Source organism: Pseudomonas sp. HLS-6 TE3448, from assembly GCF_053629555.1.
Map to the genome: position 1 here is coordinate 2,687,835 of NZ_JBRJIO010000001.1, position 17,677 is coordinate 2,705,511.

The 17,677-nt window shown below is 57.1% G+C and carries 17 protein-coding genes; 14 read left to right on the forward strand and 3 right to left on the reverse strand.

Annotated elements, in window-relative coordinates:
• Positions 1 to 88: 88 nt before the first annotated feature.
• The 3 genes from cysK to AB7M23_RS12495 all read left to right on the forward strand — a co-directional run bounded on the left by cysK (position 89) and on the right by AB7M23_RS12495 (position 3,432).
• On the forward strand, positions 89 to 1,063 hold the full coding sequence (cysK, locus tag AB7M23_RS12485) for a cysteine synthase A (protein ID WP_454240949.1): 975 nt from the start codon (positions 89 to 91) through the stop codon (positions 1,061 to 1,063).
• A gap of 173 nt (positions 1,064 to 1,236) precedes the next feature.
• Positions 1,237 to 2,172 (forward strand): aspartyl/asparaginyl beta-hydroxylase domain-containing protein, encoded by a 936-nt coding sequence (locus tag AB7M23_RS12490; protein ID WP_099773834.1) that lies wholly within the window; start codon positions 1,237 to 1,239, stop codon positions 2,170 to 2,172.
• 363 nt (positions 2,173 to 2,535) lie between these two features.
• Positions 2,536 to 3,432, forward strand: coding sequence for a DMT family transporter (locus AB7M23_RS12495; RefSeq protein WP_454240950.1), 897 nt, complete (start codon positions 2,536 to 2,538; stop codon positions 3,430 to 3,432).
• Between the two features lie 81 nt (positions 3,433 to 3,513).
• Here AB7M23_RS12495 and AB7M23_RS12500 read toward each other — a convergent pair whose 3' ends face one another.
• Positions 3,514 to 4,401 (reverse strand): DMT family transporter, encoded by an 888-nt coding sequence (locus tag AB7M23_RS12500; protein WP_454240951.1) that lies wholly within the window; start codon positions 4,399 to 4,401, stop codon positions 3,514 to 3,516.
• A 284-nt stretch (positions 4,402 to 4,685) separates the two neighbouring features.
• Between AB7M23_RS12500 and aceK the strand changes: the two genes are divergently transcribed.
• Positions 4,686 to 6,407: a bifunctional isocitrate dehydrogenase kinase/phosphatase gene (gene aceK / locus AB7M23_RS12505; RefSeq protein ID WP_454240952.1), complete on the forward strand. Its 1,722-nt coding sequence runs from the start codon at positions 4,686 to 4,688 to the stop codon at positions 6,405 to 6,407.
• A 1-nt stretch (position 6,408) separates the two neighbouring features.
• Here the strand turns inward: aceK and AB7M23_RS12510 are convergent, their stop codons facing one another.
• Complete coding sequence (locus AB7M23_RS12510; protein ID WP_454240953.1) at positions 6,409 to 7,284, reverse strand: DUF6279 family lipoprotein; 876 nt, start codon at positions 7,282 to 7,284, stop codon at positions 6,409 to 6,411.
• 156 nt (positions 7,285 to 7,440) lie between these two features.
• On the opposite strand from AB7M23_RS12510, the gene AB7M23_RS12515 reads away from it, so the two are divergent.
• Positions 7,441 to 8,277 carry a CvfB family protein gene (locus AB7M23_RS12515; RefSeq protein WP_065761668.1) on the forward strand — a complete coding sequence of 279 codons (837 nt, stop codon included), beginning with the start codon at positions 7,441 to 7,443 and terminating at the stop codon, positions 8,275 to 8,277.
• Here the strand turns inward: AB7M23_RS12515 and AB7M23_RS12520 are convergent, their stop codons facing one another.
• Positions 8,278 to 8,658, reverse strand: coding sequence for a hypothetical protein (locus AB7M23_RS12520; RefSeq protein WP_189396193.1), 381 nt, complete (start codon positions 8,656 to 8,658; stop codon positions 8,278 to 8,280).
• Between the two features lie 480 nt (positions 8,659 to 9,138).
• Between AB7M23_RS12520 and AB7M23_RS12525 the strand changes: the two genes are divergently transcribed.
• From AB7M23_RS12525 to tssG, 9 genes are all read left to right on the forward strand, one after another.
• Entirely contained in the window at positions 9,139 to 9,657 is a 519-nt protein-coding gene (locus AB7M23_RS12525; RefSeq protein WP_454240954.1) for an Hcp family type VI secretion system effector, read from the forward strand.
• 100 nt (positions 9,658 to 9,757) lie between these two features.
• Entirely contained in the window at positions 9,758 to 10,120 is a 363-nt protein-coding gene (locus tag AB7M23_RS12530) for a hypothetical protein (RefSeq protein WP_454240955.1), read from the forward strand.
• A gap of 103 nt (positions 10,121 to 10,223) precedes the next feature.
• Complete coding sequence (locus AB7M23_RS12535; protein WP_330522148.1) at positions 10,224 to 10,487, forward strand: PAAR domain-containing protein; 264 nt, start codon at positions 10,224 to 10,226, stop codon at positions 10,485 to 10,487.
• 312 nt (positions 10,488 to 10,799) lie between these two features.
• Positions 10,800 to 12,356 (forward strand): type VI secretion system protein TssA, encoded by a 1,557-nt coding sequence (tssA, locus tag AB7M23_RS12540; RefSeq protein WP_454240956.1) that lies wholly within the window; start codon positions 10,800 to 10,802, stop codon positions 12,354 to 12,356.
• A gap of 32 nt (positions 12,357 to 12,388) precedes the next feature.
• Entirely contained in the window at positions 12,389 to 12,895 is a 507-nt protein-coding gene (tssB, locus tag AB7M23_RS12545) for a type VI secretion system contractile sheath small subunit (RefSeq protein ID WP_454240957.1), read from the forward strand.
• Positions 12,896 to 12,924: 29 nt separating this feature from the next.
• Positions 12,925 to 14,400 (forward strand): type VI secretion system contractile sheath large subunit, encoded by a 1,476-nt coding sequence (tssC, locus tag AB7M23_RS12550; protein WP_065760325.1) that lies wholly within the window; start codon positions 12,925 to 12,927, stop codon positions 14,398 to 14,400.
• Between the two features lie 14 nt (positions 14,401 to 14,414).
• Positions 14,415 to 14,822, forward strand: a complete 408-nt coding sequence (gene tssE, locus AB7M23_RS12555) for a type VI secretion system baseplate subunit TssE (RefSeq protein ID WP_065760326.1) — start codon at positions 14,415 to 14,417, stop codon at positions 14,820 to 14,822.
• 87 nt (positions 14,823 to 14,909) lie between these two features.
• The gene (tssF, locus tag AB7M23_RS12560) at positions 14,910 to 16,697 is read left to right on the forward strand and encodes a type VI secretion system baseplate subunit TssF (RefSeq protein WP_330522150.1); all 1,788 of its coding nucleotides are present in this window, start codon (positions 14,910 to 14,912) and stop codon (positions 16,695 to 16,697) included.
• A complete protein-coding gene (gene tssG / locus AB7M23_RS12565) occupies positions 16,661 to 17,668 on the forward strand; it encodes a type VI secretion system baseplate subunit TssG (protein ID WP_330522151.1) in 1,008 nt (335 codons plus the stop codon). Before tssF ends, tssG begins: the two co-directional genes overlap by 37 nt.
• Positions 17,669 to 17,677: the final 9 nt, after the last annotated feature.

Consider the following 17,677-nt stretch of genomic DNA (forward strand, 5'->3'; position numbering starts at 1 on the left):
GGCGGATGTTTGTCCTTTTGAGGGCTGGACGCACTTCAGGGGCAGGCTTACCCTTGAAGTTTTCGCAAGGTGCCAAAAGGACCCCGCCATGAGCCGCATTTTTGCTGACAACGCGCATTCCATCGGTAATACACCGCTGGTGCAGATCAACCGTATCGCCCCGCGCGGAGTGACCGTTCTGGCCAAGATCGAAGGGCGTAACCCTGGCTATTCGGTCAAATGCCGAATTGGCGCAAACATGATTTGGGATGCTGAAGGCAGCGGAAAGCTCAAGCCTGGCATGACCATCGTAGAGCCGACCTCGGGTAATACCGGTATTGGCCTGGCGTTTGTTGCGGCGGCCCGTGGCTACAAGTTGGTGCTGACCATGCCGGCGTCGATGAGTATCGAGCGTCGCAAGGTGCTCAAGGCATTGGGTGCCGAGCTGGTGTTGACCGAACCTGCCAAGGGGATGAAAGGCGCCATTGAGAAGGCCAACGAAATTGTTGCCAGCGACCCTGCCCAGTACTTCATGCCACAGCAGTTCGATAACCCGGCAAACCCGGCGATTCATGAAAAAACCACAGGGCCCGAAATCTGGAACGATACCGATGGTGCGGTGGATGTGCTGGTAGCGGGTGTCGGTACGGGCGGCACGATCACCGGCATTTCGCGTTACATCAAGAAGACCAAGGGCAAGGCGATTCTGTCGGTGGCGGTGGAACCCATGGTATCTCCGGTCATCACCCAGGCACTGGCCGGTGAAGAGATCAAGCCCAGCCCGCACAAAATCCAGGGTATTGGCGCAGGCTTCGTGCCGAAGAACCTCGACCTGTCGATGGTCGACCAGGTCGAGTTGGTCAGCGATGAAGAGTCCAAGACCATGGCCCGGCGTTTGATGCAGGAGGAGGGCATCCTTTGTGGCATTTCCTGTGGTGCCGCGATGGCGGCGGCGGTACGCCTGGCCGAAAAACCGGAAATGCAGGGCAAGACTATCGTGGTCATCCTGCCCGACTCCGGTGAACGTTACCTGTCGAGCATGTTGTTCAGTGACCTGTTCACCGACCAGGAAAACCAGCAGTAATACCGCTGCCTGTGCCGGTTTGCCTGATCCGCGGCAATATTCGCTGCCGCGCTTTGTTGCACAATCCTTAACAGTGATTGTCCGGCTCTGGTTGTTTTTACCAGGGCCGGATCGGTTTATCATGGCCGATTAATCGGCAGCGATGGCCTGATCGAAATTCCAAGGAGTGTTGCATGACCTTTTCCTTTGTCGCCAAGGCAGGTGTACTGCTGCTGTTTTTCGGCAGCACGCTCTATGTACATTTGCGCGGCAAGGCGCGTTTGCCGCTGTTGCGCCAGTTCGTCAACCATTCGGCATTGTTCGCCCCTTACAACGCCTTGATGTACCTGTTTTCCGGGGTGCCGTCCAAGCCCTACCTGGACCGCAACCGTTTCCCGGAGCTGGATGTGCTCAAGGACAACTGGGAAGTGATCCGCGAGGAGGCCATGCACCTCTTCGACGAGGGGTACATTCGTGCTGCCGAGAAAGACAACGACGCCGGTTTCGGCTCGTTCTTCAAGAAGGGCTGGAAGCGTTTCTACCTGAAGTGGTACGACAAGCCGCTGCCGTCGGCCAACGCACTGTGCCCGAAGACCGTTGAACTGGTCAGCAGCATCCCCAACGTCAAGGGCGCCATGTTTGCCCTGCTGCCTGGTGGTAGCCACCTGAACCCGCATCGTGACCCCTTTGCCGGTTCCCTGCGTTATCACCTGGGCCTGTCGACGCCCAACTCGGACGACTGCCGGATCTACGTCGATGGTCAGGCCTATGCCTGGCGCGACGGTGAAGATGTGATGTTCGATGAGACCTACGTGCATTGGGTGAAAAACGAAACCGACACGACGCGCGTGATCCTGTTCTGTGATATCGAACGGCCGCTCAGCAGCCCGCTGATGACACGCATCAACCGCAGTGTCAGTGCGTTCCTTGGCCGTGCGACGGCACCGCAGAACACCGATGACGAGCGTGTTGGCGGTATCAACCAGGCGTATGCCTGGAGCAAGCGTTTCAGTAACGTCATCAGTAGCAAGGTCAAGCAGTTCAAGCGGGCCAACCCAAAAGCCTATCGGATCATGCGCCCGGTGCTGGCCGTGCTTGTTGCCTACCTGTTGTACCGCTGGTTGTTCTGACCCCTTGCGCTGTTACCGGGTGCTGACTATAGTCAGGCCCGGTAGGCCATGTGCCTTCCGTTATTCCCCCTATTGAAGAACTGATCATGCCCGCATTCTGTCCAGTCACTGCATACGCTGCCGCGCCCGACGCGGTAGTTGTCGTGCGTGGCGCGCAGCAGCCGGCCATGATCAGCCATTACCCACCACCTGTCAGTGGCGTTCCAGGGTGTGTCGTAGCACCCCCAGGCGTGGTTGTCGTAGTGGGCTGAGCAGCTGGTGCTGCGACATCCCCCGATTACGCCTGAACACTACTGAAAGCGGTTGACTGTCCTTTTGCGGCAGCACCGTTCGGCTTACTTGCCCGAATACAGGTGGCATTTCATGTCTGTTATCTCGAAAGAATCCGTGGCCGCGGCGGCCACGACCAGCCTGTTCGTCCTGCTCTGGAGCAGTGGCGCAATTGTTTCCAAGTGGGGGCTGGCCCACGCAAGTCCCTTTGCCTTTCTGCTGATCCGTTTTGTCATCGCCCTGGCAGCGTTACTGCTGCTTGGCCCCTTGTTGAAATTGCGTTGGCCGCAAGGCCGGCGCGCGTGGCTGCAGGCGATTTCAACTGGGTGCGTGCTGCTTGGCGCTTATCAGATTTTCTACCTGTTGGCCCTGGACGGTCACGTCACGCCCGGGGTAATGGCCACCGTGATGGGCGTACAGCCGATTCTCACCATCGTGCTGATGGAGCGTCAGCGCTCCTGGAACCGGTTGTTCGGCCTGTGCCTGGGCTTGGTCGGGCTGGTAATGGTGGTTTATCAGGGCATAGGCCTGGGAGGTGTATCGTTTGCCGGCATGTGTTTCGCGTTGCTAGCGCTGGCGAGCATGACCCTGGGCACGATCATGCAAAAACGTATTACCTCTAATCCATTGGGTACCTTGCCGCTGCAGTACCTGGCGGGGTTGCTGTTGTGTGGGGTGTTTGCGCCCTTTCAGCCGCTGCATATCGATCCGGGCAGTGACGTGCTGCTGTCGGTGCTATGGATGGGATTAGTGGTTTCGGTGTTCGCCACCTTGCTGCTCTACCGGTTGATTGCCGGGGGCAATCTGGTGAATGTCACCAGTTTGTTCTACCTGGTACCTGCGGTGACCGCCATCATGGACTACCTGATCTTTGGCAACCGACTGGCATTGCTGAGTGTACTGGGCATGGGGCTGATCGTTATCGGCTTGCTGTTCGTCTTCCGCAAGCCGGCCTACGCGCCTCAGTCAGGCAGGGTTGAAGAGGCCTAGCGGTAACTGAGCCTGGCACGGCGTACAGGCAGCCAGCCGTACGCCGCGCCTGGTAATGCGCTCAACGACGGGTACAGGTCTTTACCTGATCACGCTGGGCTTGAGCACCAGCCACAAGGCCAGCGCAATCAATGCTCCACCGTACAGGTGGGCAGCAGACAACGGTTCGTCCAGTAACCAGGCTCCCCAGAGTACGCCAAACGCGGGAATCATGAAGGTCACGGTTGACGACTTGACCGGGCCGATCTCGCTGAGCAGGCGGAAGTACACGATGTAGGCAAAGGCGGTGCAGACCAGCCCCAGGCCCAGTAGCGATAACCAGACCTCCCAACCACCCCAACTGGCCGGTGGTTGGGTCATGACGCTGTAGCCGAACAGGGGCAACAGCAGCAGAGTGGCGCCGAGCATGCTGCCCAGCGCTGAAAGGCGGCTGTCCAACCCGCCCTGGTGGTCGAGCCAGCGTCGGGCGAGAAAACCCGCGAAGCCATAGCAGGTGGTTGCCGCCAGGCAGGAGAGGGCGCCTTGCAGCAGGTTCAGGTCGAGCGCTACCGGCCCGGCACCACTGAGAATACCGACGCCGAGCAGGCCGAGAAAAATGCCGGCGAGTTTGCTCAGGGTCATGGGTTCGCGAAAGAACAGCGCACCGATCAATACGCCCATCAAGGGCGTGGTGGCATTGAAAATGGCCGAGTAACCGGCTGGCAGCACTTGCGCCGCAACGGAGTACAGGGTTGCCGGAATGCCTGAGTTCACCATGCCCAGCACAAGGCACGCCTTGAGTTTGCCGTGAAAATTCCACTCCACTCTCAGCAGTGCAAGGATCATCAGCAGCCCAGCACAGGCAATCGAAACACGGAAGAACGCCGTGGGCACAGTGCCCAGTACCGGCGCAATAATGCGCATGAACAGAAAGCTGGCCCCCCACACGGCAGCGAGGGTCAGCAGGCGGGTCAGGGCGATAGGGCTCACGAGGGTCTCCGGTCCGTGGTGCGGGCCGCGAGTTTACGGTAAATGCTTGATTGCCTCGCTCTGTTTCTTGCGCTGGCTTCCTGAGTAAGGATCATGTCGTTCGCGTGGGCCGGTTGCAGTAGCGTTGTCCGCTATCTGGTAATACGCAGGCATTGGCAGTACACCGGCGCGCTGAATCAGGTCTGTTTGCTACCTTTTGGCCGAAGTATCGGTGCGAGGAGTCTTTTCGTCCTGTGGGAGACTGACCTAAGCTCAGGCTTTATCCACGACACCGAGGTCCCTGTATGCCCCAGCCATGGCCGGCCGCTGATATTGCCCGGATGATCCTCGAAGGTTTCGACGACTACCGTGAGCATTTCCGCTGTATTACCGACGGTGCCCGTAGTCGCTTTGAGCAGGCCCAGTGGCAGCAAACGCAGAGCGCCTCGGCGGCACGGATCAACCTTTACGAAGACAAGGTCAGCGAGGTCAGTCAACGCCTGCACCAGGCGTTTACCGATGAGGTGCTGCTGGATGTCGCCTATTGGCCATTGGTCAAGAGTGCCTATATCGACCTGATTGATCCACGACTGGACGATGAGCTCTCCGAAACCTGGTACAACTCGATTTTCTGCAGTCTGTTCAGCCATGACCTGATCAGCGATGGCTGCATGTTCATTCACACCACCCGGCCTTCGCTGCGCAGTCACGAGCGAGCCGCGCAAACGCGCATTTACCGTCCTGACGGGCACTTGGCGGACATGCTTGCGCAGATCTTTGCGGATTATTCGTTTGACGTACCCTATGCCGACTTGCGGGGCGATCTGGCGCGGCTTGAAGTGCAACTTCGAGAAAACCTGCCGGACTGGGTGTGCAAGGACCCCCAACTGCAGGTCGAGTTGTTTTCCTCGGTGCTCTACCGCAACAAGGGTGCCTATCTGGTCGGGCGGATTTTTACCCAGGACGAGCAATGGCCTTTGGTGATCCCGCTACTGCACCGCGAAGGGCACGGTATCGAGATCGATGCACTGATTACCGACGAAGCGGACGTTTCCATCATCTTCTCGTTTACCCGTTCCTATTTCATGGTGGATGTACCGGTACCCGCCGAGTTCGTTGGCTTTCTCAAGCGCATTCTTCCGGGCAAGCACATCGCTGAGTTGTACACCTCGATTGGCTTTTACAAGCATGGCAAATCGGAGTTCTACCGGGCACTGATCAACCATCTGGCCAGCACCGATGACCGCTTTATCATGGCGCCCGGGGTGCGCGGCATGGTCATGAGCGTGTTTACCCTGCCGGGCTTCAATACAGTGTTCAAAATCATCAAGGACCGTTTTTCACCCTCCAAGAGTGTCGATCGGGCCACGGTGATCGAAAAGTACCGCCTGGTGAAGAGTGTCGATCGCGTCGGGCGCATGGCTGACACCCAGGAATTTGCCGACTTTCGTTTTCCGCTGAGCAAGTTCGACCCTGAGTGCCTGGCCGAACTGCTGGAGGTGGCACCGTCTACCGTCGAGGTGCATGGTGATACCGTACTGATTCGCCACTGCTGGACTGAGCGACGCATGACCCCGCTCAACCTCTACCTGGAGAATGCCAACGATGCCCAGGTGCGTGACGCGCTGGAGGACTACGGCTTGGCCATCAAGCAGTTGGCGGCGGCGAACATTTTTCCAGGTGACATGTTGCTGAAAAACTTTGGCGTGACGCGCCATGGTCGGGTGGTGTTCTACGACTACGATGAAATCTGCTTTCTGACCGAGGTCAATTTCCGCTACATCCCGCCGCCGCGCTTCCCGGAGGATGAGATGGCCTCGGAGCCCTGGTATTCCATCGGCCCGCTGGATGTATTCCCTGAAGAGTTTCCACCGTTCCTGTTCGCCGACAGCGCCCAGCGTCGCCTGTTCAGCCAACTGCATGGCGAACTCTATGATGCCGATTACTGGAAAGGCCTGCAGGAAGCGATCCGTGCGGGCAAAGTGATCGACGTCTTCCCGTACCGGCGCAAATGCCGCGAAGCGTGAGTCAGACGCCTGCCTTCAGGCATTTGAGCTGGCTGAAATCCTGGTGCACCTGTGCCAGCTTTTTCTCCAGGTGTTGCCGCTGGTAGGGGCTGCTTTGAGCCATCAGGTCGACCAACAGGCTGCGGGTAGCCGCTTCGTTCTGTTGGTAGGCCTGGCGGTACGCAGGGGTCCAGAGACGTTCCCGGTCGATCAGCAAACGCTCCAGGCGCTCTGGAAAGTCTGCAGACTGCCGTTGCTCCACGGTCGCACTGAACTGCGACTGCCATTCTGCGCGGTTGGTGATCCAGACGTTACCCTGAGCACCCAGTGAGTGTGCCCACTGGGTGATCCGCAACTGCTGTTGCGCGCTGAGCTCACCCAGCCAGGGTGTCAGACGCTTTTCCATGCGTCGGGTACGCTGGGCGATCTGTTTATCGAAGGGTGTATTGGCGTAAATTTCCTGCTTTTCGCGGGTATCTTCGGTAAACGCCTGACGCATGGCGCGTACCTGTTCATCATCCAGGGCGCGTAACAGTTCTACCGCCGAGGGCGTGATCTGCCTGGCTACGTTGTCGATCGCGTGCTTGATTTCGTTCGTGCGCGCCTGCAATTGCGCCTCGGACACCTGATTGCTGGCCACCATCGCCTTAACCCGATCGAGCCATTCAAGGTAACCCGGCAGTTGGGTGCGGCAGTGCCAGCTCAAATGTGTCGTGAGGCGCTGTTTAAGCCAGGTTTTCTGTTCGCGGTTCATGTCCAGGTAGTCGTTCAGCGACCAGGGCACGAGGATGTCGAGGTTGCGGTAGGCCAGATCAATCCGGTTGCAGGCTATCAGTACGGCACTACAGAGAACCGCTAGCAGGAGAGGGCGCAGGTACTTGGACAGGCGGCTGTACATGAGCGGATCCTTGCATGGGCATGCCCTTTCTTTATAGAACAGGCAGGCGCTCTTGCCGACCCCACAGGTACGAACGGTTGAAAGAGACCTTCAGTGACCGGGCGGTGTCTTCGGTTCAGGTGTAGAATACCGGCCTCGCAACGAGGATTTTCGGACATGGCTTTAGTTGGGCGTTACAACAGTTTGCAAGTGGTAAAACATACGGACTTCGGTCTGTACCTGGACGGTGGAGCAGACGGTGAGATCCTCTTGCCCAACCGCTACATCCCCAAGGACACGCCCACTGAAGTTGAAGATTGGCTCAACGTCTTCGTCTACCTGGACAGTGAAGACAAGCTGATCGCCACCACCGAGAAGCCCAAGGTGCAGGTTGGCGAGTTTGCCAGCCTGAAGGTAGTCGAGATCAACAGCATTGGCATTTTCCTCGACTGGGGCCTGCCCAAGGACCTGTTGATGCCGTACTCCGAGGAAAAGCATCCACTGCGTGCGGGCGACTACTGCGTGGTGCATGTCTACCTGGACAAACGCACCCGCCGCATTACGGCGACTTCACGTCTGGACCGTTACCTGGACAAGGTGCCGGCCAACTACAAGGTGGGGCAGCAGGTCGATCTGCTGGTCGCCGGCGAGACGCCCATGGGCTTCAAGGCGATCATCGACAACAAGCACTGGGGCCTTATCCACAAGAACGAAGTGTTCAAGTTCCTGCGTTCCGGCAAGCAGGAGAAGGGCTATATCAAGGAACTGCGCAGCGACGGCAAGATCGCCCTCAGCCTGCAGCCAATTGGCCAGCAGGCCGTTAACAGCCTGCACGACCTGATCCTCGACAAACTCAAGGCGGCCAACGGCGTGTTGCCGGTCAGCGACAAGAGCGACCCGCAACTGATCAGCGACCTGTTCGGGGTCAGCAAGGGCAACTTCAAGAAGGCCATTGGCGCCTTGTACAAGGACGGCCTGATCGTCATCCACGCCGACCGTATCGAACGGGTCTGATCAGCTCTGCAGGAACCGGGCGAAACTGACATTGTTGCCGCCCGGACGCTGATCCTGCAGCCACGCATCGCGGTCGGCGCTCAGCGCCAGGCTGATGGTGGTACGGCGCTTGTGCGCATTACGCACCTCCATTTCCTCCAGGCGTGTGCGCAGGAAGCTGGTCGGCACCTTCAAGTGCTGCAACTGGTCGCTCTCCGGGGTGTGCAACAGCAGGTTGATCCAGTCACCCAGGCCGGTGTGCAGGCGCTTCACCGGTACATCAAACCACCAGATATTGCGCTTGTGATCGAGCACGGCGAACAGGCAGTTGTCGGCGCTCAGCACCGGTGTGCCCAATTGCTGATTGCGGCGGGCAATAGCGGTGGTTTTGTCGATTTTCATTGCGGGTTCCTACGGGTGACGCTTTGGCACGGTGTCAAAGATGCCGGGCATTTTACGCGTTCTGTGCGTGGCTGGGGTTAATTCCTGGGCTCTGATTGCTGCACTCTGGATGCTCATCGAACGATGATTTTCTCGGGCAAAAAACAGCCTGTTAATCACATTTTTTTGCATGATGGCTTTAGGCTATTGTGCGCAAGAAGTTGCGCACTGAAATGTGGATAACCCTGTGTATAGATTTGCGTAGGCCATGTATTTCGGGATGTACAGGCGAGTGCGCAAGAAGTTGCACAGCACTGCGCAACTTCTTGCGCACTTTTTCCTGTTTTTCTGTGCAAAAAATAACCAATCCTGTTTGGTGATTTTTTAAGTTTATGATTTAAAAGACTTTTAAGAAGTTGGCACGATCCTTGTGATTAGTCATTTCACCGCGGGGCGGATTTTGCTCCCGGTTTTAATGACTTTTTAGCAAGGAAAATACCAATGGCTACTCCTGCATACATGTCCGTCGTGGGCACCAAACAAGGTCTGATCACGGACAGTGCCTTTACCGCAGACTCCGTCGGCAACACCTACCAGGAAGGTCATGAGCATGAGGTCATGGTTCAGGGCTTCCAGCACGAAGTGATCATTCCCCGTGACCCGCAATCTGGCCAGCCTACAGGTCAGCGCGTACACAAGCCCGCAGTCGTCACCAAAGTGTTCGATAAGGCTTCGCCGCTGCTGCTGGCGGCACTGACGTCCGGTGAGGTGCTTAGAAAGGTCGAGATCAAGTGGTACCGCACCTCGGCGTCCGGCACCCAGGAGCATTACTACACCACCACCCTGGAAGACGCGATCATCGTCTATATCAAAGACTACATGCACAACTGCCAGGACCCAAGCAACGCGCATTTCACGCATCTGCAAGACGTGCATTTCACCTACCGCAAGATCACCTGGACGCATGAGGTCTCGGGTACCTCCGGCTCTGATGACTGGCGCGCGCCAGTTGCCGGCTAAGGCTGATTGATATTACTGCGCAGCGGTTGGCCTTCGTGTCGCCCGCTGCGCACTGCCTGGCGCTGCCGATACCCTGACGGGCGCTCGGAGTGGTTGTTTCGTGACGCAGCGAAAAATCTCATCTGCCATGTACACGCCGACGGCGGCAACGACTTCCACGGCAACCTGCTCAAACACATCCTCCCCCGACCACCGCATGGCGTATTACGCCTCATTAGTTTCGGCGTATAAGCTTGTTGATGGGGAGGGTAATATTTCTACTGACTTTGAATCGCAGGAGGTTGCGAGGAGTATGTTAAAGGCGCTAATTAAATATTTTTCGAATAACAATCTGTTGGTGGAGGGGAGGGGGATTGTTGGTGGAGCCTATTATAGGAATGATTTTACTGATGATGGTATTGAGCTATTGAAACGTAAAGAGGCTGCGTGGCTAAAATCCAAGGCATCGAAAAAATCCTCCTGATATGAGGATTTTGGACGCGGCGCTAGCGGAAATCAGAGCTGCAAAGTGACGTTGCCTCTAGGCAATTAATAGGGAACGACTTCGTAAGAAAGGAGGTAGCACGATGAAGGACATCATCCGCTTAGGCGACACCACCAGTCATGGTGGCACTGTACTTGAAGCCTTTACCCACACTAACGTCAACGGCAAGCCCATTGCGGGCGTTGGTCACAACGTCAGTTGCCCGCTCTGCAAGGGTATTTTTCCGATAGTCGAAGGCAGTAGCACTTATTCCGTTGAGGGTGTCCCCGTTGCACTCGATGGCATGAAAACCGCCTGCGGGGCCCATTTGATTGCCAGCGGCCCTCGTGGAGCAGTCATTCGCTAGTGTTATTGGGGCGGATTATCCACTGGCTCTGCGAACCGCGCAGCGCTGTGTCAGGGGAGGTCATGCGAGATTTTCTTAGGTACTTCCTTTGATTCAAAGAAAATTCCTACAGCTCCATGGGAAGCGTCCTCTTTAAGGAAATATCTATTGGGGGGATATTCATTTCGGCGTCAGGTTTTTTACTTTCGGGTTGATATTTTTTACTGGCATGCGTGGCGCCTGCTTGCTGCTGTTTTTATTTTTAAGAATCAGTCCGCTCGGTTTGCAGTTACGTACATTCAGACGATTGATTCCTTTTTATGAAGTTGGTGGATGTCGTACTCATCTAAACTTTCTGCTCGTTACCTTGAACTTGCCAAGCGTTCTGTTTCACCAGGGGGCTTTGCGGGAGAGGATGTGCGCTTTTCGGTTGAGTTCGAGGCGCTGGAGGCTGAGCTGGGCAAGGCGCAGTCCATGCATGAAAGTGGTCAGGTCGACTGGATGGCTGTGCTTGAGCGTAGTGAAACGCTGTTGCGTGACCAGTCCAAGGATCTGCGGGTTGCGGTCTGGTTGACGTGGGCCTTGTATCAGCGTGAAGCCTTTCCGGGGCTTCTGGCGGGCATTGGTTTGTTGCGTGTGTTCTGTGAGCAGTATTGGACGGATATTCATCCACAGAAGCTGCGTACTCGCAGTGCCGCCATGCGTTGGTTGGTGCCGCGCCTTGATCAGGCTTTGAGCGAGACGATTCCGGTCAAGGAGCAGCAACCACTGTTCCGCTGCGTGCTTGAGCATCTGGAGGGCTTGGAAAAGGCGCTGACGGTACACCTGGGTGACGACGCACCGTTGCTGTTACCTGTCTGCCGACGCTTGAACAGCATGCTTAAGCGTGCCGACGATGATCGGCATGAGGCCGGCACTGTCGGTGCGGTAGTGGCTCAGGTCAAACAGGCGGCGGCACAGCTGTTTACGCCCGGGGCACCGATTGACAACGAGAAGGATGCCCACAAAGCGCTGCGTGCACAGCAGGAGGGTGCACGTCCGCTGTGTGCCTGGTGGCTGCGTCAGAAAGCGACTGATCTTCGTGCCTTGCGCCTGAACCGTACGTTGTTGTGGCTACCGATTGATGTAATGCCAGAGCGCAATGCCGAGCAGGTCACGGCTTTGCGCGGGCTGCCGGGCGACAAGTTGAGAGCTTATCAGGAGCAGTTTGAGCAGGGGCAGTACGCTGATCTTCTGCTTGAGCTGGAAGCCAGCCTGGCCAGGGCGCCATTCTGGTTTGACGGCCAGCGCCTGGTCTGGGAGTGCCTGCAGGCGCTAGGTGCTGAGCAGGCGATGCGTGAAGTGGAAGTTCACTTTGCCTTGTTGCTGCAGCGCCTGCCAGGCGTAGTCGAATTGCGTTTTTACGACAGTACACCGTTTGCCGACCCTGCCACTCGTAGCTGGATCAGTGCGCAGGTGATGCCTCATTTGCACAGTACTGAGGTGCCGCGCAAGGTTGAAGTCGGTAGCGATCAACCCGCCTGGGAAGAAGCATTGGAGGCTGCCCAGCCCATCCTGCGCAAGGAGGGGCTTAAGGCTGCCGTACACCATCTTAAGCAAGGCTTGAGAAGTGCCCATGGAGGGCGCACGCGTTTTTTTTGGCAGTTGAGCATGGCTCGACTGTGCTTCATGGCCAAGAAATACGAGTTGGCCAAGACACAGCTCGAAACCCTCGACCAGGAACTCCAGCGTTCGGGCGTGCATGCCTGGGAGCCTGACCTTGTGCTCGAGGTGTTGAACCTGCTGCACGGCTGCTGTGAGTTGTTGCCGCAGAACCATGCCGTCCGCGAGCGCAAGGACGAGATTTATCGACGGCTGTGCCATCTCGATCTTGAAGTGGTACTCGAATAGGCCCAAGGGCCGCAACCGAAAGGAGAAACACCATGGCCAAAGAAGGCTCGGTAGCGCCGAAGGAGCGCATCAACGTCACCTTCAAGCCTGCTACAGGCGGGGCTCAGGAGGAGATCGAACTGCCGCTGAAGTTGATGGCGATCGGCGACTATACCCAGCGAGTGGACGAGCGCAAGGTTGAGGATCGCAAGCCGATCAGTATCGACAAAATGACCTTCGACGAAGTGTTGGCCAAGCAGGAGCTGAGCCTGACGCTGAGTGTGCCTAACCGTCTGCAGGACGACAGCGACACTGAAGAGCTGGCCGTGCAGTTGCGGGTCAACTCGATGAAGGACTTCAACCCGGCCAGCCTGGTCGAGCAAGTGCCTGAGTTGAAAAAGTTGATGGAACTACGTGACGCACTGGTAGCCCTCAAAGGCCCGCTGGGTAACGCACCGGCCTTTCGCAAGGCTATCGAAGGCGTGCTTGCCGACGATGAGTCGCGTGCACGTGTACTGGGTGAGCTAGGGCTGAACACCGCCCCGGCCCAGGACGCCTGAGCCTCCCATTTGCCAAGGAAGTCATCACCATGAGCAGCACTGCAACACAACAGAACAGCCCTGAAAACAGCGAGTACAGCATTCTTGACAGCATCATCGCCGAAACCCGCCTGACGCCCGACGATGATGCCTATGGCATCGCCAAACGTGGCGTCTCGGCGTTTATTGAGGAGTTGCTGAAGCCGCACAATAGCGGCGAGCCGGTGAAGAAGGCCATGGTCGATCGCATGATTGCCGAGATCGATGCCAAGCTCAGCCGGCAGATGGATGAAATTCTTCACCATGCCGATTTCCAGTCGCTGGAGTCTGCCTGGAGAGGCCTGCAGTTGTTGGTGGAACGCACCAACTTTCGTGAAAACATCAAGATCGAGATTCTCAACGTTTCCAAGCAAGACCTGCTGGATGACTTCGAGGATTCGCCCGAAGTGATGCAGTCAGGCCTGTACAAGCATGTCTATACGGCTGAATACGGCCAGTTTGGCGGGCAGCCAGTGGGGGCGATCATTGCCAACTACTTCCTGTCACCCAGCTCGCCTGACGTCAAATTGATGCAGTACGTCTCCAGCGTTGCCTGCATGTCGCATGCTCCATTCATCGCGGCTGCCGGCCCGAAGTTTTTCGGCCTGGAAAGTTTTACCGGCTTGCCGGACCTGAAGGATCTGAAAGACCACTTTGAAGGCCCGCAGTTCGCCAAATGGCAGAGCTTCCGGCAGTCCGAAGATGCGCGCTACCTCGGTCTGACACTGCCGCGCTTCTTGCTGCGTAACCCGTACGATCCGGAAGAAAACCCGGTGAAGTCGTTTTTGTACAAGGAAACCGTCGCCAACAGTCACGAGCATTACCTGTGGGGTAATACCGCTTATGCCTTTGGCACCAAGCTGACTGACAGTTTTGCCAAGTTCCGCTGGTGCCCGAACATCATCGGCCCGCAAAGCGGTGGCGCAGTGGAGGACCTTCCATTGCACCACTTTGAAAGCATGGGCGAGATCGAGACCAAGATCCCCACCGAAGTGCTGGTGTCTGACCGTCGCGAATATGAGTTGGCCGAGGAAGGCTTCATTTCCCTGACGATGCGCAAGGGCAGCGACAACGCCGCATTTTTCTCTGCTAGCTCGGTGCAGAAACCGAAATTTTTCGGCATCAGCGCCGAAGGCAAGACGGCCGAGTTGAACTACAAGCTCGGCACCCAGCTGCCATACATGATGATCGTCAATCGCCTGGCCCACTACCTGAAGGTACTGCAGCGCGAGCAGATTGGTTCGTGGAAGGAACGCACCGACCTTGAGCTGGAGCTCAACAAGTGGATTCGCCAATACGTCGCCGACCAGGAGAACCCCAGCGCGGAAGTGCGTGGCCGCCGCCCGTTGCGAGCAGCCCAGATCATCGTCAGCGATGTGGAGGGTGAGCCGGGTTGGTACCGCGTGAGCCTGAATGTGCGCCCGCACTTCAAGTACATGGGGGCTGACTTCACGTTGTCTCTGGTTGGCAAGCTGGACAAAGAGTAACCGGGGTTCGGGCCATGAATGGAAACGGCAGTCTTTTTGAGCGGTTGAGTGGTGAAGCTGACAAGCGCATCGGCTGGAGCCGTGAAGCGTGTGTCACCGCTTCAGTGGCCACCCATCTGGCGAAGATGCTCAGTACCCGTGCGGGCAGTGTGCAAACGCTATCCGATTATGGCCTCCCTGATCTGAACGACATGCGCCTGAGTTTGCATGATGCTCTGAGCCAGGCCCGTAGCGCCATCGAGCGTTTTATCGAGGCCTATGAACCGCGTCTCTCCTGCGTGCGTGTTGTGTCCCAGCCGCGTTGTCACGATCAACTCAAGCTGTCCTTCAGTATTGAAGGGCTGCTTGACGTAGATGGAGTCAAGCGGCAGGCCAGTTTCTCCGCGCACATCAATGGCGGCGGACAAGTGAGCGTGACGTGATCATGGATGAAAAGCTTTTGAGAAGGACTGTCGTGTATGCGCCACGTGTTGCGGTCCTCGCACAGCAGGCTGAAAGGCGGGTAGATCATGGCCTTTAACCATTACTACCAGAGTGAACTGACAGCATTGCGCCAGTTGGGGCGCCGTTTCGCCGACCGTAGTCCGGCGTTGGCGCCTTTTCTGGGGCAGGCCGGGCGGGATCCGGATGTAGAGCGTTTGCTTGAAGGGTTCGCGTTTCTTACTGGGCGTTTGCGTCAGAAGCTTGATGACGAGCTTCCGGAACTCAGTCACTCCTTGATGCACCTGCTGTGGCCGAACTACATGCGGCCGCTACCGGCCTTCAGCATTTTGCAGTTCGAGCCCATGGAGCGGCCCGGTCCGGCGTTTCGGGTCGAACGTCACACGGGGGTGAAAAGTCTTCCCGTCGACGGCGTGCAATGCCGCTTTCGCACGTGTTACCCAACCGATGTCTTGCCGCTGAAACTGAGTGCATTGAACTACTCGGTCAAGGGTGATGGAGCGCTGTTGGGCTTGCGCCTGGAGATGAGCAGCGAGGGGCATGTCGGCGAGTTGAACCTGAGGCAGCTGCGGCTGTTCCTGACCGGTGATGATCGTTACATCGCCCAGATGCTCTACCTGAGCCTGTTGCGCAACCTGGACCATATCGAACTGGTACCGCTGGACAGTGATGGTCAACCGCTGGTCAATGCCGCTGGCGAATTGAACCTTAAATTACCCGGTGACCGGGTGCAGCCCGTAGGGTTTGCCGAAGAAGAGGCACTGATTCCCTATCCGCTGAATACCTTTCGTGGCTATCGCTATTTGCAGGAGTATTTTGCATTCCAGGACAAGTTCCTGTTTGTTGACCTCGATGGTCTTGAGGTGCTGCAGACGCTACCGCAGGAGCTGTTGGCACAGACGCGAGGCCTGGAGTTGCGTTTCGATATTCGCAAGAGTGGTATCCAGCGTCTGCGACCGACCCTGGACAATGTGAAGCTCTACTGTACGCCCATCGCCAACCTGTTTGACCACGATGCATTGCCGATTCGTCTTGATGGCAAGGAGGACGAGTACCTGTTGTTGCCGGCCAGCTATGACCTTGAGCACTGTGGGGTGTTTTCGGTCGACCGTGTGGCGGGCTGGAGTACCGGAGGTGTCGGTTATCGGGACTATGTGCTGTTTGAGTCGTTCGAGCATGACGCCAGTTTCGACGTACCTCAGAGTCGCCCGCACTACAGTGTTCGGCAGCGGTCGTCGCTGCTGCATGAGGGGCTGGATACTTACCTGAGCTTTGCCATTCGTCAGGCTGAAGTGCAGGAAACACTGTCCATCGAGCTGACCTGTACCAACCAGAACCTGCCGCGTCGCCTCAAGTTGGGGGACATTTGCCTGACCTGTGAAGGGACCCCCGAGTTTCTCAACTTCCGCAATATCACACCAACGACTTCAAGTTTTGCGCCCCCGTTGAATCGCGATTTCCTCTGGAAGTTGATCAGCAACATGTCGCTCAACTACTTGTCACTCGCCAACGTCGATGCGCTCAAGGTGATTCTCGAAACCTACGATTTGCCGCGTTACTACGACCAGCATGCAGAAAAGGTCAGCAAGCGGTTGCTGGGAGGGCTCAAGTCGATTCGTCATCAGCCGGTGGACAGGTTACACCGTGGGCTGCCTCTGCGTGGCTTGCGTACTGAACTGACCATTGACCCGGAGGGTTACATCGGCGAGGGCGATCTCTTTGTTTTTGCCTCGGTGCTGAACGAGTTCTTTGCGCTTTACGCCAGTCTCAATTCGTACCACGAGTTACGAGTGAAAAGTACACAAGGAGAGGTGTACCAATGGATACCGCGAATGGGGTTACAGCCCCCGCTTTAACCGGATTGAGCCGGGTAATTCGAGAGTACTCGCTGTTCCAGGCTGTGTTGTTGGTGATCGACCGGCTGCGGGAGTATCACCCAGAACTGAGCGACGACGAGCTCTACGAACAGATGGAGTTTCAGGCCAATCCAAGCCTGGGTTTCCCCGGCAGTGACGTCGAACAAGTGGTGTTCTTTTACGAGCACGGAAAGCTGCGCGCGCGTTTACGGTTCAACCTGATCAGCCTCTTTGGTTCCGGTTCGCCGCTGCCTGCATTTTACGGTGAGCAGGCACTGGGTGATGGTGAAGAGGGTAACGCGACCCGCCACTTTCTTGACCTCTTTCATGATCGCCTGCAGCGCTTGATGTTGCCCATCTGGCGCAAGTACCGCTATCGGGCGAGTTTCAAGAGCGGTGCGCTTGATCCGTTTTCCGAGCAATTGTTCGCCCTGATCGGTCTGGGAGGCCGGGATATTCGAGAGGCGCGGGAGCTGAACTGGAAGCGCTTGTTGCCTTACCTCGGCCTCCTCAGCTTGCGGGCGCACTCTGCTGCATTGATCGAGTCGGTACTGCGTTACTACTTCAAGCATGCGCATCTGGTGATCGAGCAATGCATCGAGCGCCGGGTCGACATTCTCGACGAGCAGCGTAATGGCCTTGGCCGGTGCAATAGCCGGTTCGACGAAGACCTGGTTCTTGGCGAATCGGTACGCGACCACAGTGGCAAGTTTCGTATCCATATCCGTCAGCTCGACTGGACACGCTTCCACGAGTTCCTGCCGATCGGCGCCGGCTACCAGCCATTGTGCGCGTTGGTGAGGTTCACGCTGCGTGACCCATTGGATTACGACATCCGCCTGGTGCTGCGCCAGGAGGAAATCCGCGAACTGCGTATCGGTGAATCGAACGTCTGCCACCTGGGCTGGACCAGCTGGCTGGGGCCTGAACACGCTGACGGCGTGGTCACCCTGGGCAGCAAAACTCATTAAGGACAGAGG